Here is a 22413-nt window from a genome sequence, read left to right on the forward strand (position 1 = left end):
ACCAACTCACTCAATTATGTTGTGAATCCGCCATCTATCACATAGGTAGCACCAGTTATAAATTTGCTTTCCTCTGAAGCAAGGAATGCTACCAAATTGGCGATATCTTCATTGACTGCATACCTACCAAGCGGGATCATTTGTTCGAATCCTTTCTTCGCTTCAACACCAGCTCCAGGTGCAAAACCTTCTTCTAAAGAGCGCATCATCCTATTATCTACTGGAGAAGGATGTACAGTATTTACTCTGATATTCAATGATGCACCTTCCAATGCTGCTACTTTCATTACTCCTATTGTAGCATGTTTACTGGCAGTATATGCCATCATTTGTGATGTACCTCTAAGTCCTGCCACAGATGAAGTGATGATTACAGAACCACCATTTTTCATCAGTGGAAATCCATATTTCATCCCCAACCAAACCCCTTTGACATTGACAGACATCACTTTATCAAACACTTCTTCAGGAAACTCTGTCAATGGACATACCACGCCTTCAATTCCTGCATTTAGAAATAAGATATCGATCTTACCCATGACTTTGAAAGCTTCATTGGTATATACTTCCACTTCTTCGGATCGACTTACATCAGCTTTATGGATCAATACTTTTTCACTTTTCAGCGTATCCTTTGCTTTTTGCAACTCGTCTTCATTCAGATCCACCAACATGATCCCTGACACTCCCAAATCCAAAAATCTTCTTGCAGTAGCCAAACCTATTCCTCCAGATCCACCAGTTATTATTGCTGTCTTACCTTGTAGTGTCATCTTTTCTATTCTTTAATGAGATCTCAAGGTACAAACACTAGTATCGTTTTTACCTATTTTTAATCAGCAAGTTAACTGACTTTTATCATACTTAATATGATGATTTTGAATGAATTTTGTCCAATAAAATCATATTCTAATCGCCATAAAATCAAACATATTTAGCTCATACTAATAACTCTTAGGCAAATAGGCATGACAAAATTGCCCCTTTAAGGTGAAACTATCTATCAAGAGAGACTTCAAGTAACCATTAAAAATATAAAGAGATGAAAAGAATCATAGTTCCAATAGACTTCTCAAGCTATTCAGAAAATGCATTTTTGAGTGCATTAAAAATTGCTGCAAAAGGCAATAGCAGTATTACTTGCGTGAATGTAGTGACCTCATCTCTCAATTGGGAAAAATTCGCTAAAGAAGAAAAGGAAAAACACCAAGACATCTTAGATTTGGAAGCAGAAAGCAATGACAAGCTAAAGGCATTTATCCAAGACCACCGGTCACCTGGCACCCCAATCGAAGGAATCATAGAGGTTGGTACGCCTCATGAAGTGATTGTCTCACTTGCCCAAAAACAATCTGCAGATTTGATAGTGATAGGAGCATATGGCAAAGGTTATATTGATGGGAAATCCATTGGATCAAATCTCCAAAAAGTACTTAGAATGGCTCACTGCCCAGTTTTGGCTGTAAAAAAAGTGTTGAATGGAAATGATTTAAGAAAAATGGCTTTTGCCTCACTTTTCAATGAAGAATCCAAACCAGCATTCACTAGGATGAAGCCTTTGATAAAGCAATTGCGTTGCGCTGTGCATTTTCTTTTCGTCAATACACCAGAGAAATTTATTTCCTCCAAAGAGTCTGAACACAAAATGCAGAAATATGCTATTGGTCAAGAGGAGTTGATTATCCACAAGCATGTTTACAACCACTTGGACGCAGAAAACGGGATCATAGAATTTGCAGAACGCAATAACATTGGCTTCATAGCTATGGCATCCAACAACAGAAAAACCGCAAAAACATATATGATCGGAGCAACTGAAACTGTACTTTTCAAATCTGACATTCCTGTATTGAGTGTGAAATTTGAGTAAAAAATGGCAACACTCAATAATCTCATGACTATTCCCATCTGCGAAAATCCGAACCATCTGTGTTCTGTCACCTTTATGATGGAACACAGAAAACGCTGATTTGGCAGATTATCACTGATTATTACTAATCCCAATTGTGCAAATCCGCTTGATCCGTGGCATTCGTTTTCTATCTTTTTTGAATTTTGCTGACATCAAGCAAAGACTACATTGGCAATTTTCATAGCCTCATTGAATTCAAGCTTATTGATTTCAAAAGACTGCCCGCATTTTTCAAGGACTTTAATTAACGATTCGGTAGCAATATTTCCAACCAAATCATCTTTAGCCATAGGACAACCTCCAAAGCCTTTCAAAGCAGCATCAAACCTTACACAACCAGCCTTAAGTGCCGCTTTTACTTTTTGTTCTACATCTTCCGGTTTGCTATGAAGATGTGCACCAAATTCTATATGGGGAAAAGCCTGGATATTTACTTCAAAAAGCTTTTGAATTAATTCTGGATTGGCAGAGCCTACAGTATCAGCAAAAGAAATGATTTTGATACCCATTCCATCAAGTTTTTCTACAAACTCTGCTACTAATTCAGGTGAATAAGCATCTCCATATGGATTTCCGAAACCCATACTCAGATAGGTTACAAGTGTTTTGCCTTTCACTTCTGCCAAATTTTGGATTTCTTCGACTGAATGAAGTGCTTCTTGGATAGATTTATTTGTATTCCGTTGCTGAAAAGTCTCAGAAATAGAAAGAGGAAAGCCTAGATAATCAATCTGTTCGAATACCAAAGCATCCTCTGCACCACGGGTGTTTGCTATGATCGCTAAAAGCTTTGACTTACTATCAAAGAGATCTAGTAAATCCAAAACATCCGCAGTATCCCTCATTTGAGGTATTGCCTTTGGGCTTACGAAACTGCCAAAATCAATGGTATCGAATCCCACCTGCAGCAATTGATTGATATAAGCTGCTTTGATGGCTGTATCGATGAAGTCAGGAAAACCTTGCATGGCATCCCTCGGGCATTCGATCAATTTTATCATACCATGAAGATAGACTTGTGAATTTGGAGGTACAAGTTTTTTGTGAAAAAATAGAAAACCTTCGAGGTTGAGTGGGACGCAAAACCTTTGAGGTTTCAAAAAACCTCGAAGGTTTTAGGATAAAGGCTTTTTCTTAGCACTTTGCTTTAATGTGAAATAGAAAACCTTCGAGGTCTGGAAAAAGACCTCAAAGGTTGAAGGGAGACGAAGGTTTTGTTAAAATATCTCTTTGGCTATTTTATAGGTAGCGTCTGCCTTACTCATGGTATAGTAATGAAGACATGGGGTGCCTGCTGCTACTAGTTCTTTGCTTTGAAGGATTGCCCATTCGATACCGACCTGCTTGACTTCCGCATTGGTTTTGCATTTTTCCAAATCATCCATCAATGCATCTGGAAAATCAAGAAAGAAAGTTCTTGGCAACATGGTGATCTGGCCTAAAGTGGTGATAGGCTTCAGTCCAGGGATTATTGGAATGGTGATCCCAGCTTCCCTTACTTTCTTTACAAATTCAAAATACTTCTGATTATCAAAAAACATCTGAGTAACAATATACTCTGCTCCTGCGTCCACTTTTGCTTTGAGATGCTTGAGGTCAAATTTTAAACTTGGAGCCTCAAAATGTTTCTCAGGATACCCAGCTACACCTACACAAAAATCTGTCTGAAAACCTGTTTCTGTTTCTTCATGAAGGTATTTTCCATGATTCATCCCCACTATTTGAGAGACCAAATCCTTGGTATATGAATGTCCGTCTGGCTCTGGAATAAATTTATTTTCACTCTTGGGAGCATCTCCTCTAAGTGCCAAGACATTTTGCACACCGATAAAATTGAGATCAATCAGCGCATTCTCTGTTTCTTCTTTTGAAAAGCCTCCACATAGCAAATGAGGAACCGCATCTACGTGAAATCTATTCATAATCGCAGCACAAATTCCTACGGTACCAGGTCTTTTTTTTGTACTTACTTTTTCCAGTAATCCATTAGGATGTTTTTTGTATATAAACTCTTCGCGATGATAAGTAACATCTACAAAAGGCGGATTGAATTCCATCAATGGCTCTATCCCTTCACATAAATCTTTCAGACTTTGACCTTTCAAAGGAGGTAAAATCTCAAAAGAAAATAGCGTCTTATCTGCTTGTGAAATAAATTCTGTAATTTTCATTTTTATGACTTTTGAACATTTAATGAAGGTGAATAAGCGAGATTAGGTGAAAGCCATCTTTCTGCCTGCTCCATACTCACTCCTTTTCTTCTTGCATAATCTTTGACTTGATCCTCTCCTATTTTCCCCAAACCAAAATATTTGCTCTCTGGATGACCAAAATAGAATCCACTTACTGAGGAGGTAGGGTACATGGCATAGCTATCGGTCAATATAATCCCTATGTTTTTTTCTACTTCCAAAAGATCGAATAAGGTTCTCTTTTCGGAATGCTCTGGGCAAGCTGGATATCCTGGAGCTGGTCTAATCCCTTGATACTCTTCTTTTATCAATGAGTCATTTCCAAGACTTTCGTTTTCGGCATAGCCCCAAAGCTCCTTTCTTACCAAAACATGGAGGTATTCTGCCCCAGCTTCCGCAAGTCTATCTGCCAAAGCTTTGAGCATGATGTCATTGTAATCATCGCCTGACTCTTTGAATTCATCCAGTTTCTGTTCGATTCCCCAGCCAGCAGTCACGGCAAATCCTCCCAAATAATCTATTTGATCTGGGTGGATATAATCTGCCAGTGATCTGTTGGGAACTCCCTTTCCTTTTTTCCCTTGCTGACGCAAAAAGTGAAAACTCATGCCATTCTCAGGCAACACCAAATCATCTTCAACCCTCTGAACTGGATACAGGCCGATAACAGCCTTGGCTTTGACCCATTTTTCTTCAATAATCCTATCAAGCATTTCATTGGCCTCATCAAAGAGCTTTTGTGCTTCTTTTCCTACCACTTCATCATTGAGGATCTTGGGGTATTTCCCCGAAAGCATCCAAGTACTAAAGAATGGAGTCCAATCAATATAAGATCTCAATATCGATAAATCCAGATCTTCAAACACAGTTGTTCCCAATTTCTTTGGAACAATCGGCTCATAATGTTCCCAGTCGATAAATGTAGGGTTCGCTTTAGCCTCGGCATAAGTAGCCATTTGTTTCACCTGCTGCTTTGCTTCATGCTCGACTCTCAATTGTCTGTAAGTCTCTTTAATTTGCTTGTGATAAGCATCTTTGGTTTCTTCAGAAATTGACTCCCCTGCTATCGGCACTGACTTGGATGCATCCGTTACATGGATGACCGTACCACTATATACTGGATCTACTTTTACTGCTGTATGGATTCTAGAAGTTGTCGCCCCACCTATCAGCAAAGGAATATTTAGGCCTTGCCTTTCCATCTCGGATGCTACATAGACCATCTCATCCAATGAAGGGGTGATCAATCCACTCAATCCAATGATATCTACTTTGTTTTTGATTGCTTCATCGATAATCTTTTGGGCATCCACCATGACACCCAAATCAATAATCTGATAGCTGTTGCAAGCCAGCACTACACCAACTATATTTTTTCCAATATCATGCACATCGCCTTTCACTGTCGCCAAAAGGATCTTTTTGATACTGCTTTGCTCTTCATTGTAATCCAGGTCGCCTACTTTGGGCATGAAAGGTTCCAAATAGGCTACGGCCTTTTTCATCACTCTTGCAGATTTCACCACTTGGGGCAAAAACATTTTCCCCTCACCGAATAGGTCTCCTACAACATTCATCCCATCCATAAGCGGCCCTTCAATTACTTTTAGGGGATTTTTCAGCAGGATTCTAGCTTCTTCTGTATCGTCAAGAATATGATCAATTATCCCTTTTACCAAAGCGTGTTCTATTCGTTTTTCGACTGGACTTTCTCTCCATGCTTCGGTAGCGACCTCTTTTTTGTCAGATGCTTTTACAGTTTCTGCAAATTCCAAAAGGGTCTCTGTAGCTTCTTCATTTCTATCGAAAAGAACATCTTCCACCTTTTCCAAAAGATCCTTGGGAATATCATCGTAGATTTCCAGCATGGTGGGATTGACTATTCCCATATCCATCCCATGACGAATGGCATGATACAAAAAAGAAGCATGCATGGCTTCCCTTACAGGATTATTGCCTCTAAATGAGAAACTAACATTGCTCACACCTCCACTTACTTTTGCCCCAGGGAGGTTTTGTTTGATCCATTGTGTAGCATGGAAGAAGTCAATGGCATTTTTTCTATGCTCATCCATTCCCGTAGCTACAGGGAAAATGTTGGGATCAAAAATGATGTCTTGATGGTTGAATTTGACCACATCCACCAAGATGTCGTAACTTCTCTTGCAGATATCAATTCTCCTTTGATAAGTATCAGCCTGTCCGTCTTCATCAAAAGCCATTACTACTACCGCAGCCCCAAATTTTTTGATCGTTTTGGCTTGGTTTACAAATTCCGCTTCGCCATTTTTCAAACTGATGGAATTGACAATTCCTTTTCCTTGGATACACTTCAATCCAGCCACGATGATTTCCCAACGGGAACTATCAATCATAATCGGGATTCTGCTGATTTCAGGTTCAGAAGCTATCAAATGAAGAAATCTCTGCATGGCGGCAACCCCGTCAAGCATTCCCTCATCCATACAGACGTCCAATACTTGTGCCCCACCTCTCACTTGATCCAAAGCCACTTCCAGGGCTTCGTCAAATTGTCCATTGAGAATCAGTCTGGCAAATTTCTTAGAACCAGTCACATTGGTTCTTTCACCAATATTGACAAAATTGATTTCCGGAGTAAATACCAAAGGTTCCAACCCCGAAAGCTTCATCAGGTCTCTATTTTTTATATTACTCATCTGATTCTGTTACTAATTCAATTTTTCTGGGACCATATTTCTGAGATAAAGCAGCCAAAGCTGCAATATGGTCTGGAGTGGTCCCACAACATCCCCCTAGTATATTTATCATTCCGTTTTTGAGAAAATCTTCTACTTGATCAGCCATCTCAAGTGCATCTTGATCATACTGTCCAAATTCATTTGGAAGACCGGCGTTTGGGTAAGCGCTGACATAAAATGGTGCGTTTTCAGAAAGTACTTTCAAATATGGTCGCAGCTCTTTTGCACCCAAAGCACAATTCAATCCTACACTGAATAATGGTACATGTGATATTGAAATCAGAAAAGCTTCTGTAGTTTGTCCAGAAAGTGTCCTTCCTGAGGCATCGGTGATCGTGCCCGAAATCATCACTGGAATTCCTCCATCCTCTGGCTTTAGAGGCAACCCTCTTTCTTCGAAGGTTTCTTGAATGGCGTAAAGTGCAGCCTTTGCATTTAGTGTATCAAAAATAGTCTCTACCAGCAAAATATCAGCTCCTCCATCCAAAAGACCATGGATTTGTTCTTTGTAAGCTTCGGCCAATTGGTCAAAAGTGACTGCTCTATAACCTGGGTCATTGACATCAGGAGAAATAGAAGCTGTTCTATTGGTCGGCCCGATTGCTCCAGCTACAAACCGAGGCTTATTTGGTGTTTTTTCTGTAAATTCTTGGGCTACTTCTTTCGCAATCAAAGCTGATTGGAAGTTGATTTCATAAGCCAAATGCTCCAAACCATAATCAGCTTGGGCAATAGTGGTTCCACTAAAGGTATTGGTCTCAATGATATCTGCTCCTACTTCAAAATAAGCGGAATGGATAGCTTTGATGATATCAGGCCTACTTAAAGAGAGTAAATCATTGTTTCCCTTGAGTGGTTTGGAATGATCTTTAAGCGCTGGCGTTCTGAAATCCTCCTCAGAAAGCTTATATCTTTGGATCATGGTTCCCATGGCTCCATCTAGGATCAATATCTTCTTTTTGGCTTGTGCTAGCAGTAATGCAGTTCTATTCATGTCGCTTTAAATCAATATAAAAACTTATGCGAGCAAGAACCGGGAGAAAAAAGCAAATTTATTCTACCGCTCATCTTTTTCCGACAAATTCGGAATGGGAGTTAGCACCTTGTCAAATCAGGTTGCTAAGACGTCGTAGGGCCCTTCCCTCGGTCTTTCTCGATAAGCAATCTCAAAGGTAAGTTGTATAATTTAAATTAATGACTTTTTTCAAAAAATGTTTGATTAAAAATTCAAATCAATAAAAAACAGCTCAAATATATGACTTGCCTATGGTCTTATTCCGATAGAGAAATGTAAATAAGGGTTTGCCATGTATTTATACATAGATCTATCTAGCAATCTGTATCTGCTGAGCGGGGCTTCATAGCCACCATGAATACCCAAAACCAAATTGAAAGCATTTTCTGAGGTGAATGGAATCGCATACGCCATGTAAATTTCTGGCTTGGCCATCAGACCTGAATTCCTCAAATATCCATCAAAATCAGGTTCTTCAAAAAGCAATGGAAAGTCCGGTTTCGTATTATCGGTCAATGTGTATCTTATATTTGCAAACCCAAGTCCTGCCATCCCCCCTAACTCCAAGTTTTTCCTTTCAAAAAACTTAACTCCACTATTGGCATATATCCTTACACTGTTCAATGTATGGGAAAGGTTCTCTTTTGCCGAACCTTTTAATGCAAGGTTATAAACATCTACTCCATATAGCCAGCCTTTACTTTCACCTAATATCTTCAAACCCCAGTTATTGGGACGTCCATCAAAAGGTTTGTACCCATTGTCTTCCAAAATCTCATTAAACTCATTTGGACTTGTGAATTGAAAACCTGTCAAAAGGTGAATTCCCAAAGAAGCGTCTTTGTAAAAAAAGTTATGATCAGGCAAAGAAATACCAACCCCAGCTCGAATAAATGCTCCACTCTGGGCACTACCAAACTGGACTCCATTGAGGTCCCAAGAGTTTTCGAATGGGCTGAAGGAATAACCAAACTTCGCCATCAATTCCAATACTTCTTCCCTACCTGGAATTGGTAAGTCGTAGCTTGTCTGGAAGCCTATTTCTGTCAATAAGCCAGAAAAAAACCTACTCCCTTTATGGATATTTCCATCCCGTAAGATAAACCCTTGCTGTGGATTTTGAAGAAATTCATCGATGTTCTGTTCGGGGCCTTCTTTGAGCATTTGCAAATTCAAAAAGCCTGAACCAATGGACATATAATGAATAAATTGAAACCGACCTTCTTCAGTAAGTGCATACCCGACATTCAACAATATCCTGCTTGTACGATAATCAATTTCATAATTATTGAAATTGGAAGTCAAACCCGAATTTTGATACAATTCCAATCCCAAAATAAAATCATTGTACCTAGTTTGATACCCTAGACCCAAATTTGTATATCCTTTCCTCAATGGAGATAAGCCTTTGTTTTCCAACATTTCATTAAACAAGCGAATGTTGGCACCAGTAGTGCCATAAGTGACATACATGGTGGATCTATTTTCCTTGTGAGATTGGGAAAAAGTTATAGTAGAAATTAAGAGTAGAAATATTGATAAGGCTGTTCTCATTTTTATTATTTATGCACCAAAATTAATGGAAATACCTCAAATTGAAATATTGTTGGACATTTTATAAATTTATGTATTTAATAATTTTCGCATATAGATTATCAGGATTGAATGGTTTTGATATATAATCATTGACGCCAATGGCATCAAGTTGGTCTTTTACCTCAATCAACGATGAAGCGGTCAAGGCGATGATTGGCATAGATCTAATTTTTTCATCCGAATGGCTTCTAATATACTCACCTACTTCAAATCCATCTTTTTCAGGCATTTGCAAATCCAAAAGTATCAAATCAAAATCTTGATTATCAATGGCTTCAATCGCTTCATAACCATCATTTGTCATTACTATTTCTTTTACGCCCCATTTATTCAGAAATTTCTTGATCATTATCTGATTGACAAAGTTATCCTCAGCTACCAAAATTGAAGCATGTGACAAGTTTTTTTCTATTTTGACAAGGTCAATTTTATTTTCAAAATATTCCACTTTAAGCTTATTGAATTCTAATTCAAAACTAAATTCAGACCCTCCTTTTGGGACACTGGAGACCACAATCTCTCCACCAAAAAGCTCCACCAATTTTTTGACAATTGCTAAGCCTAATCCTGTTCCTCCATACTTCCTCGTCGTTTCGGTACTTGCCTGCGTAAATGCATCAAAGATGGACTCTAACTTCTCTTCTGCAATTCCTATTCCGCTATCCTTGAATTCAAACCTGATTTTTACATTCTTTTTATTTTCAAATACTTTTTTCAATTGGATTTTCACAAATCCTTTCTCGGTAAATTTGATGGCATTGGAGACTAAGTTATTGGCTACTTGAGACAGTCTTACGGGATCTCCCATCAGCACTTTTGGAATTGAGCTATCAATATCAAAACTTACTTCCAATTTTTTTTCCCTAGCTTGGTAAGTATAGGAATGAATTATCCTATTGAATACTACATTGATGTCAAAGGCTACATTATCCAAATCAATTTTGCCAGATTCAATTTTGCTGAAATCAAGGATATCATTGATCAAACCCAACAAATTCTCTGCAGAAAATTGTAAGGTTTTCAAATTTTCCAGTTGATCTAGCCTTGGGTTTTCTTCCATTAGCAAATGGGCCATACCTATCACAGCATTCATTGGTGTTCTGATTTCATGACTCATAATCGACAAAAACTGCGACTTGATCATGGAGGCCTGTTCTGCTTTTTCTTTTGCAAAGAAAAGTTCTCTTTGATCCTCTTTCTGTTTTGTGATATCTCTAGCTACACCTATATAATTCCTTACATTGCCCAGTTCATCTCGGAGTAGGCGCCCGTTGGAACTGAATACGCGATATTCTCCATTTTTATGTTTAAGCCTGTACTCCAAATACTGATGATTTTCCAAGATATTTGAAGAAGATTCCTTCATGATTTCTACAAAAACAAGCAGGTCATCAGGATGTAGATAATCTATCAACTTGGAGCGGGTAACCTCCTGATAATCGTAACCTAGAAACTGCTTTACATTTGGAGAGATATATGTCAGAACCAAATCGGTGGTAAGTGAAAAAATGATTTCGGTTGATTCTTCTACCAAAGTCCTATATTTTTCTTCACTGGCTTTGAGATTTTCTTTTGCTTCGTACTCTTCATTGATATCCCGGAGGATACCAAGGGCATAATCTACCCCACCATTGTAGGCAATTGGCCTTACGGTCAGTTCATACACCTTTTTTCTGAAAACAAGAATTTTGTGAACGAAAGCTCTATTATTGATTGCGTTTAGGACAGCAGGTTTTATTTCATGAAGATTGTATTTATGTATCTCTTCTAAGGTTTTTCCAATAAAATCCTTAGAATTCATCCCCCAATCTGCGAAATTGTCTCCCTCAGCTGCTACATACCTTAAGTCTTTATCTATTAGGAAAACATTCGTCAAAGGTATATTTGTTGCCAAGATCCTATCATTGACATGGGTGAGAATTTCAGTCAGAGACAACAAATTCTCATTTGTAAGGAGCTTTTTCTTTAGTAAATGATCACTAAAAGTAGTTGCGTAAGAATCCCCCAATTCGCTCAGTACATTTCCCTCTTTTTCAAAATTATCCTTGGGAAGAGATCCTGAATCTTCAGTCGAAATAATTTTACCTTTACCCAAAAGACAATTTTCATTCTTGTGGAACGTAACCCGTTGGATTTCCCACTCAATTGCAACCTGTTTTCCAAAATTATTTTCGGTATTGAGGATAATTTCTATTTTCGGTAATTCTACTTTATCAAAAAAGTCGTTAATTACTTTTTGAATTTCATCATCCTCAAAAAACTGCCTCCAATCATCTGGACATTTGTCGAAATAATATCTACAAAAACTATTATAACGGATGGAGTTCTCTTGATTGATTAGTATAAAAGGTTCTTGTATTTTATCAAAAAAACAAAAAAGATCAATTTCGGGGTTTAGGTTCATTTCAAGTCAACGGTTCGAGGATTCAAATTACGACAAATAATCTGCACATGTTCATTATTCGATACAATTTATGTTTATCCACTTTCATACCAATATCCACCTTGAATTTGGTAGATACCTTGAATTCAATTGCTGTCCCCGATCGACAGTCAACTTTCGGCGATTATCCGCATGATTTGATGCGAAAATCCACATTTTGATATCATTGCGGTTCATCAAAATAAAATTTATGATTATACGCTTCTTTGCCAATAGCTTTAATTCCATGGTCGATTGCTTGTTTATGTTCAATATCTAAGAGAATCTAATATCAATTTATATCGGATCTAAGCTAAATCAAGCTTGTCTTTAGATAGTGGCAAAGTTCCGTATATCCATAATACAATTAATATCATTTCACTATTGCAACTAAATTCAATTCAATGTTACAAAAATCTAAATATCTTATTCTCATATCACTCTTGTTTTGGAATTATTCCATTGCCCAAAACAGTGAGTTGATCCAGTTGACGGATCTCACAAAAATCATTACGACTTCATCACATCAAATCACTCCTGATGGCAAAAAGGTAGTCTTTGTAAAAAACTTTGTGGAAGATAAAGGCAAAGAGCAGTATAGTTACAAGAGTCAAGCTTGGATCGCTGACATTTCAGACAATTCCGAAAGCCATCCATTAACATCCTCAGAATACAATGTATCCTCTATTGCCCTCTCTCCGGATGGATCAAAGATAGCCTTTACAAGACCTAAAGATGGAAAAGCACAAATCTGGATTTTATCTCTGACTGGAGGGGAAAGCCAAGTATTTACCGAAGAAAAATACGGCGCTAGCAATCCTCAATGGTCTCCTGATGGAAAAAAAATTCTTTTCAGTACCACTTACCCAATTTGGGCTATAGATGGAAGACCTACTTGGGAGCATCAAAGGCCTGGTAGAGAATATGGTGATGAGCCAAATTATAAAGCGATAAATGCTGGAATCGGGATGGAGGAAATCAAAGCAAATCCCGATGGAAATATAGAAGAGCTTCGTGCATGGCTTGCAAAAAATGCAGCAAAAAACGACCCAAGAGTTATAGACAGACTAAATTTCCTTGGGGAAAAGGACCTGAGCCCAGACTTGTATTTCTCACATCTTGGGGTGTTGGATATTGAAAGTGGAAAATCTGAAATATTGACACAGGGATTCCAAAGTTATTTTGGCGCCACATGGTCTCCTGACGGCAAATATTTACTAGCGTCTTCTTTGAAAAATGAAGAGCATCCGGATGTGACAAGTCATACCGAAATCTGGAAAATAGACTTGACCACCAAAGCTACTGAAGTATTTTTCAAGCTTGAAGGACACAGAGTTGGTAATCCAAGCTTTTCTCCAAATGGTAAATTGATTCTATTCAATGGCCAAAACATCGATGAACCTAGTTACAACATGGGAATGCTTGGTCTCATGAAAGCTGACGGCACGGGATTCAAATGGCTTACAGAGTCTCTCGATAGAAGTATCTCTAGTGGGGAATGGCTGGAAGATAGCCAATCTATCTATTTCACTGGAGGAAATAACGGCGGCACTTCTCTATGGAAAGTCAATGTAAACAATGGCAAAATAGATCCAATAATCACGGGGCCAGTAGGAGTAGGAAATCTTGATGTAGTGGGCCAAAAAATGGTCTATTCACTAATTCAAATAGAAAATCCATCTGAATTTTATGTAGCAGATCTATCAAATAAAAACCCCAAACAAATAAGTCAATTCAATAATGCTTGGCTAGAAGGAAAGAAAATCTCCAAACCAAAAGCACATCTACTAAAAACAGAGGATGGATTTGAGGTAGATTATTGGGTGATGGAACCTGTCAATAAAACTGCAGGGGTAAAATACCCAACCGTTCTGCAAATGCACGGAGGTCCCTCTGCGATGTGGGGACCTGGAGAGGGTTCTATGTGGCATGAATTTCAAGTGATGACCGCCATGGGCTACGGTGTCGTATATGCCAATCCAAGAGGTAGTGGTGGCTATGGTAAGGCTTTTCAAAAAGGGAATTTTCAAGATTGGGGAGATGGCCCATCTTCTGATGTTTTGGGAGCACTTGATGAAGCTACTTCAAAATATGAATGGATTGACAAAGATCAATATTTCCTCACTGGAGGTTCTTATGCGGGTTATCTTACAGCTTGGATAGTAAGTCATGACCACAGATTCAAAGCCGCATTTTCACAACGCGGTGTTTATGAATTGACTTTTTTCCTTGGTGAAGGAAATGCTTGGCGCTTGGTTCCGAATCATTTTGGATACCCATGGGAAGATGGTGTCAAAGAAATCATGGATTACAATAGTCCTCAAACTTATGTTCAAAACATCAAAACACCCCTCCTTATCAAACACGGGGATGTCGATTATAGGACTGGTGTCAGGCAATCAGAGCTGTTGTACAAAAGTCTGAAAATACTAGGAAGGCCAGTCGAATATGTGAGATATCCTGAGGAAGGACATGAAATGTCTAGATCAGGAGCTATTCATAGGAGAATCGACAGAATGGGTCGAATCATGGAGTTTTTCGAGAGATATGTATCACATCCCTAAGGGAATAAACAAATAAAAATGAAACAAAAACTAATCTATTTTCTCTTTGCATACCTGTTGGTTTTCAGCAGCAATGCTCAAGAGACCAAGGATCCAAAACCAATGGGCTGGAAAGACATCCCTGCATGGAAATCCATCTCTAGCAATAGTGTGAAAATGTCACCTGATGGTAAATGGATGGCCTATGCGATGCTGCCTGTAGAAGGAGATGGAGAGCTGATAATCCAAAAAACCAATGATCCCGAAAGTAAGAAATCCTATCCAATCGGCTCTACCAATTCGGCAAACATTGAGTTTTCGGAAGATAGCCGCTGGATTGCTTTCAAAGAATATCCCAAAGAAAAAGAGAAAAAAGCAAATGAAAAAGGTGGAAAACCACTTCCAGAAAAAGTGATACTTCTGGATTTGAAAGAAGACAAAAAAACGACTTTTGAAAAAGTAGCTAGCTTTTCTTTCAATCGAGAGTTGTCTTCCCATCTCGCAATCAACCTATCCAAAGAAGGTTCCAATGGAGATGCAAAAGGATCTGACCTACTTTTGGTTCAATTAGCTTCTGGCAAGAAACAAAACTTGGGAAATGTCCTTGAATTTTCATTCAACAAACCGGGGACACATATGGCATACATCGTGGATGCTGCCAATCAGTCTGGCAACGGTATCTATCTGATGGACATCAACAATGGAAAAACACAGGTTTTGGACAGTGATGCCGCTTCTTTCAAATCTATCAACTGGACTGAAAAAGGTGATGCGTTTGCACTTTTGAAATTGGTAAAAGACAAAAAGTATAAACAGGATCATGGCAAACTTATTGGTGTCAAAAACTTAAGTAATCCGCAACTTACAGTGTATGATCCTGCCAAGGACTCTGTGAACTTTCCAAAAGACTACACCATCAGTCCAAACAGAAGAGCTCAATGGTCAGAAGATCAAAATAAATTATTCTATGGAATTCACCCATTAGTATTGGCTAAAAAAGAAGAGAAAAAAGAGGATGAAAAAACTGATGAGGATTCTCTGAAACAAGTGGAAACAGCCAAACTTTCAAAAATTCTAGCTGACTCTACGATCAAATCGATTGCTGATCTCCAAAAAGCAATTGCAAAAGCCGATAGTTCAAAATCAGAAAATGCCAAATCCTCAACTGAAGGCTTGAAAAAACCTGACATGACTATTTGGCACTGGCAGGATACAAGGCTCCAATCAAGACAGCAAATACTAGAAAATCAGGATAAAAACTATAGCTTCTGGGCGATGTATGATCTCAAATCGTCCAAACATACTACCCTTCAGGATAGCAGTATGAAAGAACTTTCTTTGTTACCGAAGGAAAAATTTGCACTAGGAACTGATCAGCGAAAATATGAATTGGATGTAAACCTGAATGGTCAAAACTTCCAGGATATTTATATAGTAGACCTATCAAACGGTGAGAAAAGCTTGCTTTTTGAAAACTTTTATATGCCTTCCTATTCCTCTTTCCCAAGAGCTTCTCCAGACGGAACCAAGTTGATTTATGGTTTCGATGGTCATTATTTTATTTATGATATTGTGGCTGGCACCAAAACAAATATTACAGAGTCATTACCAGTTTCATTTGTAAATGTAGAAGATGATCACAATGTGACCAAACCACTCCACGGTTCTCTCGGCTGGAGCGAAGATAGCAAATATGTGCTATTAAGGGATGGTTGGGACATTTGGCAAGTACCATTGAGCATTCGAGAAAAAGCCACAAACCTCACTCAAAATGGGCGTCAAGAAAAAATCCGCTATCAAAACAGATTTGTGCTGAATGAAGAAGAAAAGGGTTATGATTGGAAAAAAGCTCAATATTTTAGATCCTATGGGGAGAACACTAAAAAAAGTGGCATTGTAAAAATCGAACCAAGTAGAGCAGGATTGCAAGCTGGTACAAAAATTTTGCTTTGGGAAGATGCAAATATCAACAGATTTTCAAAGGCTAAATCAGCTGATGTTTATTTCTTTACCAAAGAAAAATTCAATCTTCCAACTGAATTCTATCTCACAGATGCTCAAATCAGCTCCCAAACCAAATTGACTGAAAACACACCAGATGCTCACAAGTTCCTTTGGTCTAGCGGTGCGAGGTTGATTGACTATGTTTCCGACAAAGGTGATACTTTACAAGGTGCTTTATTTCTTCCGGCGAACTATCAGGAAGGGACCAAATACCCTACTATCATTTACTATTACGAGAAGCTCTCCCAAACACTTCACAATTACGCAGCGCCTGGATTTAGTGGAACTGGCTGGAATCCAAATATTTACACAAGCAATGGTTACGCTGTCTTTATTCCAGATATCGTCTACACGATGGATGATCCCGGGATGTCTGCTGTATGGTGTGTACTTCCTGGAGTCAAAGAAGCTATCAAAACAGGGGTAATTGACGAAAAAAGAATGGGGCTTCATGGACATTCTTGGGGTGGATATCAGACTTCATTCTTGATCACTCAGACTGATATGTTCAAAGCTGCAGCAGCAGGTGCTCCATTGACCAACATGATTTCAATGTATGATTTGATTTATTGGAATTCGGGAGGAGGCAACATGTCGATCTTCGAAGCTTCTCAAGGCAGATTCAAAGGTGCTCCTTGGGAAAACTGGGAATCTTATCAAAGAAACTCACCGGTATACCATGTAAAAAATGTCAACACTCCGCTCCTTTTGCTTCATAATGACAAAGATGGCGCTGTGGATTTCACCCAGGGAATAGAGTATTACAATGCACTAAGAAGGTTGAAAAAACCAGTGATTATGGTGCAGTACAAAGGAGAAAACCATGGACTTTCAAAGCTTGAAAACAGAAAAGATTACAGCGTTCGAATGATGGAATTCTTTGACCACCATTTGAAAGGAGAAGATGCTTCCGATTGGATAAAAAATGGTGTAGAAAAATTAAAACTTGAAGAGCATTTGGAATCTAGAGTTTTTGGTATAAACTAAAAACAATTTTAATTTATATAATTATTCATGTATTTTTATTGATTATTTGAATAAAATTTACCAAAAAATACCTACAAGTAGGTATTTTTTATGATTAAATAATTTTTGATATTTGACATGCTTTTAGATTTAATCTTAAAGGTGTTTAAGTTTTATGTGGGATTTATTTCCAGTTACACAAAAGTCTCTGTCATTGACAGAGACTTTTTTTAAAATTAATTAAACATAGCTGGCATACTCAATATGATTATGCTCAACGATATCATTGAGTGAATATATGACTTGTAATTATGCAAGTTGACCAGCAGTTTACAGTCATCCGACAAGATCTGATAAAAATGAATTTCAAACAATATTATAAGTGGATACTGATATAAATGCGGACACATATATAAATCATCAACTCCAACCTCCACCCAAAGCCCTATACAGCTTAACCTTTGTTTGCAATTCTTTTACTTTCAATTCTACCAGTTCGATTTCTGATTCTAGAGCTCTTCTTTGTGCATTGGTAACATCTAGATAGTTGGCGTATCCTACAGAAAACATAATATTAGAATTCTCTACTGATCTTTTCTGAACTTCGACTTCTGTCAGTTTTAGGTCCTTTTGGTTATGGTATTGATCAATGGAGTTAATCAGATCCAATATTTCCAAGTAACTTTTGAAAACAGTTTGCTCATAATCTAAATAAGCAATTCTTTGTGAAGAGTTTGCAATCTCGTAAGCCATTTTAATTTGATTTCTATTAAAAACTGGAGCAGCCAAGCCTGAACCCAGTTGATATATTGTTGAAGCGGGGTTAAAAAACAATTTTCCAAAATCAAAAGCGTTGAAACCTGCCATACCGAAGATATTGATGGAAGGAAAAAAAGAAGCCCTTGCGGCATTGATATCCGCATTTGAGGCTACAAGTTCCATTTCCGAAGCCTTTATATCGGGTCTGTACAGCAATAGCTGGGAAGGAACCCCTATTTCCAATACATTTCCAGCTAAATCAACTTCTTCGAGAGGAATTTTTTCATAATCGAAATCATACACTCCCAATAAAGTATTGAGGTATAACTCAGCCGATCTTAGCTCCCTTTCCCTTTCGATCAATAGACCTTTAGAGTTCAATAACAATGCTTCAAACTGATCTAGTGCCAGCTGATTTTCTCTTCCTGCTTCTTTGAGATCCTTTGTAAGATTGAATGCAAATTCCTGCAACTCTATATTTTTGTCCAAGATTCTCTGCTGTTCTTCCAGTCCCAATAAAGTGAAATATGCATTCGCCACTTCAGAAACCAGCCAGGTTTTCACGTTTTTGGCCATTTCTTCAGAAGCCATAAATCTAGCAAAAGCTGCTCTTTTCTGATTTTTGAATTTTCCCCACACATCGATTTCCCAATTGAATTCTGCACCGATGATAAAATCCCGATAAGGATCTGGGATTTTTTTATTGTCTGGAACTGTGGGCGAAAGGTTCGAGTCAGCGTTTCCTACGCCATCCATCGTAAACTCACCAAACTTCCTTGATGAAGCACCTGCTACAGCATTAATTTCTGGAAGATATCCCAGTTTTGCTACATTAAAACTAGCCCTTGCAATCCTGATTTTTTCAAGTGTTTTGAGGTTATCCTGATTGTTTTGCAAAGCGATAAGTATCAATTTTTGAAGATTTTCATCCTCAAAAAAACTCTCCCACTGAAGCAGTGCAACATTCGCAGAAGAATCCATACTGAACTTTTGTGTTACATTATATGAGTCTGGAAGATTCGTATTGCTACTGACCGAATTAGTTTTAGTTGATTTACAGGAAATCATAACCAAAACAAACCCAATTCCTACCCAAGATCTATATTTAAATAATTTCATCATTATAGCTATTTAATTGTCTGAAGAGATTTCATTTTTCTTGAACTTTGAATTCAAAGTTTCAAAGACAACATAAAGTCCAGGAATTAGAAAGACTCCAATCACAGTTCCTATAAGCATTCCTCCGGCTGCGGCTGTACCTATCGTTCTATTCCCGATCGCTCCAGCTCCTGAAGCGAGAGTCAATGGTATCAGCCCACAAATAAATGCCAAAGAAGTCATCAAAATTGGTCTCAACCTCTCTACACCACCATTGATGGCACTTTGGATGATAGAGAGCCCCTTTGCTCTATTCTGAATTGCTATTTCTATTATCAGAATTGCATTTTTCCCAAGTAGTCCAATCAACATTACCAGTGATACTTGTGCATAGATATCATTCTCCAGTCCAGTCAATTTAAGAAAAAGGAAAGAGCCGAAAATCCCTGCAGGTAATGATAAAATCACAGGCATTGGCAAAAAGTAACTTTCATACTGAGCCGACAGCAACAAATACACAAATAGCAAACAAATCAAAAACACATAGATTGCTTGGTTTCCCGAAGCTATCTGTTCTCTTGTGATACCTGACCAATCAATATCAAAACCTCTAGGCAACACTTGCAATGCTACTTCTTCAACAGCTTTGATCGCATCTCCTGAGGAAAACCCATCTGCGGCATCTCCACTTATCAATGCAGATGTAAACATATTATACCTTCCCAATTGCTCTGGGCCATATACTCGCTCCAATGAAATGAAATTTGAGTAAGGCACCATTTGACCTTGGTTATTTTTGGCATACATACTTAAGATTGATTCAGGAGAGCTTCTGTATTCTGGAGCTGCCTGGATCATCACTTTGTACATTTGACCAAATCTTATGAAATTCGAAGAGTAAAAACTCCCAACATAACTTTGGAGAGTTTCCATAGATTCCTCTACCGAGATTCCAAGTTTTGCTGCTTTGTCATGGTCGACATTGATGATATACTGCGGGAAATTGGGTTCAAAATTGGTGAAAACTTCTTTCAATTCTGGTCTTTCATTCAGGGCATCAACAAAATCCTTATTGACTGCTGCCATCACATCTAAGCTCCCTCCTGTCTTGTCTTGAAGCCTTAATTCAAAGCCTGATGCATTACCAAATCCTGGAACTGGCGGAGGAGAAAAAAACTGAATATCTGCACCTTTGATATGAGAAACCCTCTCTTGATATTCGAGAATAAGTTCATTTACATTCTTATACCTTTCTCCCCAGTCGACCAAATTGATCATACCCATTCCATAAGATGCACCGGCTGTTTCTGTAAGCAAACTATATCCAGCCAAAGTAGAAACAGTTTCTACTTCGTCCAGAGGAAGCAAACTTGCTTGAACTTGATCCATGATGACGCTAGTCCTTTCTACTGTCGCCCCTGGAGGTGTGGTCACGTTCACATAGATCATCCCCTGATCTTCGTTTGGAATAAACCCACCTGGTACAATTGAAATTCCACCATAAGACAATCCAAAGAACACCAACAAAACAACAAAAGTGACAGCCCGTCTTCCAGCTATCATCTTTATCACATTTTCATATCTGGAAGAAAGATTGTCATATTTCTTGTTGAACTTATGGAAAAACCTCTGAAGCAAACCCTTTTTTGGATCATGATTCATATCAGAAGGCTTCAGCAAAATCGCACACAATGCAGGTGATAAAGTAAGGGCATTGATCCCAGAAATCACAATAGCAATCGCCAACGTAAGGGAAAATTGTCTATAAAAAATCCCAACCGGACCAGACAAAAAACTCACGGGTACAAACACCGCCGACATTACCAAAGTAATAGCGACAATAGCCCCTCCTATTTCTTTCATCGCTGCCAAAGTAGCATCTAATGCATTCATTTTCTTTTCGTGCATTTTGACATGGACTGCTTCCACTACTACTATAGCATTATCAACCACTATCCCTATCGCCAATACCAAAGCAAACAAAGTCAATAAGTTGATAGAAAAGCCAAACAACTGCATAAATGCAAAAGTACCTATCAGAGAAACCGGCACTGCAATGGCTGGTATCAATGTCGACCTGAAGTCTTGAAGAAATATGAATACAACTATCGAAACGAGGATAAATGCCTCAATCAAGGTTTTGATCACTTCATGAATAGAAGCATCAAGAAACCTGGAAACATCATAAGAGTAATTATATTCCATCCCTGGAGGAAAAGAACTTTCCTGCAATTCCTCCATTTTAATTTTTATATTTTCGATTACTTCACTTGCATTTGAGCCAGGTCGCTGCTTAAGCATAATGGAAGCTGAAGGCCTACCATCCGTCATGGACATCATGTTGTAATCTTGGGAATCAAATTCTACCTCTGCTACATCTTTGAGCTTCAGCAATGATCCATCAGGAAGTGCCTTGAGAGTGATGTTTTCAAAATCAGACTCTTGGTTGAATTTCCCTGTATACCTCAGAACATACTGAAGTGCCTGGGCATCACGGTCAGAAGAGATCCCCGACTTCCCTGGCGCTGCTTCGACATTTTGTCTTCTGATAGCATCAGTGATATCCTGTGGAGATAGATTATATGCCACAAGCCGGTCGGGATTTAACCAAACTCGCATGGCATAATCCCTTGACCCCATTATTTCCGCAAAACCTACCCCATCAATTCGCTTCAACTCTGGAAGGATATTGATATCAGCAAAATTATATACAAACTTCTCGTCTTGCGTAGTATCCGAAGTCATCAAATTGAGGTAGAGGAGCATACTATTCACTTCCTTTTCGGTCTGTACACCTGCCCTGATAACTTCCTCTGGTAGCTCATCGAGTACTGTTGCTACTCGATTTTGAACATTGACCGCTGCTTGATCAGGATCAGTCCCTACTGCAAAAACTATATTGATCAATGTAATTCCATCATTGGTATTTACAGAGGTCATGTAACTCATACCCGGCACTCCATTTATAGCTCTCTCCAATGGAGTAGCTACAGCTTTTGACAATACTTCGGCATTGGCTCCAGTGTATTTTGCCGTGACTGTTACAGATGGAGGTACGATTTCGGGAAACTGCGTGATCGGAAGTGAAACCAAAGCAAGCAAACCCAACAATGTGATAAATACAGATATAACGGTCGATAGTATCGGCCTTTTAATAAATATTTCAAACATGATAATGGCTTTTTG

At 38.5% G+C, this 22413-nt stretch carries 12 protein-coding genes and 1 riboswitch; of the genes, 3 read left to right on the top strand and 9 right to left on the bottom strand.

Annotated elements, in window-relative coordinates; genetic code table 11:
- Window positions 1-14: 14 nt before the first annotated feature.
- Window positions 15-773 (bottom strand): SDR family NAD(P)-dependent oxidoreductase, encoded by a 759-nt coding sequence (locus MM236_RS10395; RefSeq protein ID WP_241274915.1) that lies wholly within the window; start codon window positions 771-773, stop codon window positions 15-17.
- 269 nt (window positions 774-1042) lie between these two features.
- Between MM236_RS10395 and MM236_RS10400 the strand changes: the two genes are divergently transcribed.
- Window positions 1043-1870, top strand: coding sequence for a universal stress protein (locus MM236_RS10400; RefSeq protein WP_241274916.1), 828 nt, complete (start codon window positions 1043-1045; stop codon window positions 1868-1870).
- Between the two features lie 194 nt (window positions 1871-2064).
- Here the strand turns inward: MM236_RS10400 and MM236_RS10405 are convergent, their stop codons facing one another.
- The 6 genes from MM236_RS10405 to MM236_RS10430 all read right to left on the bottom strand — a co-directional run bounded on the left by MM236_RS10405 (window position 2065) and on the right by MM236_RS10430 (window position 11839).
- Window positions 2065-2913, bottom strand: coding sequence for a hydroxymethylglutaryl-CoA lyase-like TIM-barrel protein (locus MM236_RS10405; protein WP_241274917.1), 849 nt, complete (start codon window positions 2911-2913; stop codon window positions 2065-2067).
- Window positions 2914-3129: 216 nt separating this feature from the next.
- On the bottom strand, window positions 3130-4083 hold the full coding sequence (gene metF, locus MM236_RS10410; RefSeq protein WP_241274918.1) for a methylenetetrahydrofolate reductase [NAD(P)H]: 954 nt from the start codon (window positions 4081-4083) through the stop codon (window positions 3130-3132).
- Window positions 4084-4085: 2 nt separating this feature from the next.
- The gene (metH, locus tag MM236_RS10415) at window positions 4086-6782 is read right to left on the bottom strand and encodes a methionine synthase (RefSeq protein WP_241274919.1); all 2697 of its coding nucleotides are present in this window, start codon (window positions 6780-6782) and stop codon (window positions 4086-4088) included.
- Window positions 6775-7818, bottom strand: coding sequence for a homocysteine S-methyltransferase family protein (locus MM236_RS10420; protein ID WP_241274920.1), 1044 nt, complete (start codon window positions 7816-7818; stop codon window positions 6775-6777). The genes metH and MM236_RS10420 overlap by 8 nt, the downstream gene beginning before the upstream one ends.
- Window positions 7819-7885: 67 nt before the next feature.
- Window positions 7886-7987: riboswitch (SAM riboswitch) on the bottom strand.
- Between the two features lie 101 nt (window positions 7988-8088).
- On the bottom strand, window positions 8089-9393 hold the full coding sequence (locus tag MM236_RS10425; RefSeq protein WP_241274921.1) for a hypothetical protein: 1305 nt from the start codon (window positions 9391-9393) through the stop codon (window positions 8089-8091).
- Window positions 9394-9454: 61 nt separating this feature from the next.
- A complete protein-coding gene (locus MM236_RS10430; protein ID WP_241274922.1) occupies window positions 9455-11839 on the bottom strand; it encodes a PAS domain-containing hybrid sensor histidine kinase/response regulator in 2385 nt (794 codons plus the stop codon).
- Between the two features lie 422 nt (window positions 11840-12261).
- Here MM236_RS10430 and MM236_RS10435 point away from each other — a divergent pair, with 422 nt between their 5' ends.
- Window positions 12262-14421 (top strand): S9 family peptidase, encoded by a 2160-nt coding sequence (locus tag MM236_RS10435; protein WP_241274923.1) that lies wholly within the window; start codon window positions 12262-12264, stop codon window positions 14419-14421.
- 18 nt (window positions 14422-14439) lie between these two features.
- Window positions 14440-17391 carry a S9 family peptidase gene (locus tag MM236_RS10440; RefSeq protein WP_241274924.1) on the top strand — a complete coding sequence of 984 codons (2952 nt, stop codon included), beginning with the start codon at window positions 14440-14442 and terminating at the stop codon, window positions 17389-17391.
- Window positions 17392-17790: 399 nt separating this feature from the next.
- Here the strand turns inward: MM236_RS10440 and MM236_RS10445 are convergent, their stop codons facing one another.
- Both MM236_RS10445 and MM236_RS10450 read right to left on the bottom strand, forming a co-directional pair.
- Window positions 17791-19251: a TolC family protein gene (locus MM236_RS10445; RefSeq protein WP_241274925.1), complete on the bottom strand. Its 1461-nt coding sequence runs from the start codon at window positions 19249-19251 to the stop codon at window positions 17791-17793.
- A 9-nt stretch (window positions 19252-19260) separates the two neighbouring features.
- Entirely contained in the window at window positions 19261-22398 is a 3138-nt protein-coding gene (locus tag MM236_RS10450) for an efflux RND transporter permease subunit (protein ID WP_241274926.1), read from the bottom strand.
- Window positions 22399-22413: the final 15 nt, after the last annotated feature.

This window comes from Belliella calami (assembly GCF_022549695.1).
GTDB classification, from domain to species: Bacteria; Bacteroidota; Bacteroidia; order Cytophagales; family Cyclobacteriaceae; genus Belliella; species Belliella calami.

Bases quoted from the DNA above. Each gene is read 5' to 3' on its own strand.
- MM236_RS10395 (WP_241274915.1), bottom strand. From the start codon at position 773: ATGACACTACAAGGTAAGACAGCAATAATAACTGGTGGATCTGGAGGA.
- MM236_RS10400 (WP_241274916.1), top strand. From the start codon at position 1,043: ATGAAAAGAATCATAGTTCCAATAGACTTCTCAAGCTATTCAGAAAAT.
- MM236_RS10405 (WP_241274917.1), bottom strand. From the start codon at position 2,913: ATGATAAAATTGATCGAATGCCCGAGGGATGCCATGCAAGGTTTTCCT.
- metF (WP_241274918.1), bottom strand. From the start codon at position 4,083: ATGAAAATTACAGAATTTATTTCACAAGCAGATAAGACGCTATTTTCT.
- metH (WP_241274919.1), bottom strand. From the start codon at position 6,782: ATGAGTAATATAAAAAATAGAGACCTGATGAAGCTTTCGGGGTTGGAA.
- MM236_RS10420 (WP_241274920.1), bottom strand. From the start codon at position 7,818: ATGAATAGAACTGCATTACTGCTAGCACAAGCCAAAAAGAAGATATTG.
- MM236_RS10425 (WP_241274921.1), bottom strand. From the start codon at position 9,393: ATGAGAACAGCCTTATCAATATTTCTACTCTTAATTTCTACTATAACT.
- MM236_RS10430 (WP_241274922.1), bottom strand. From the start codon at position 11,839: ATGAACCTAAACCCCGAAATTGATCTTTTTTGTTTTTTTGATAAAATA.
- MM236_RS10435 (WP_241274923.1), top strand. From the start codon at position 12,262: ATGTTACAAAAATCTAAATATCTTATTCTCATATCACTCTTGTTTTGG.
- MM236_RS10440 (WP_241274924.1), top strand. From the start codon at position 14,440: ATGAAACAAAAACTAATCTATTTTCTCTTTGCATACCTGTTGGTTTTC.
- MM236_RS10445 (WP_241274925.1), bottom strand. From the start codon at position 19,251: ATGATGAAATTATTTAAATATAGATCTTGGGTAGGAATTGGGTTTGTT.
- MM236_RS10450 (WP_241274926.1), bottom strand. From the start codon at position 22,398: ATGTTTGAAATATTTATTAAAAGGCCGATACTATCGACCGTTATATCT.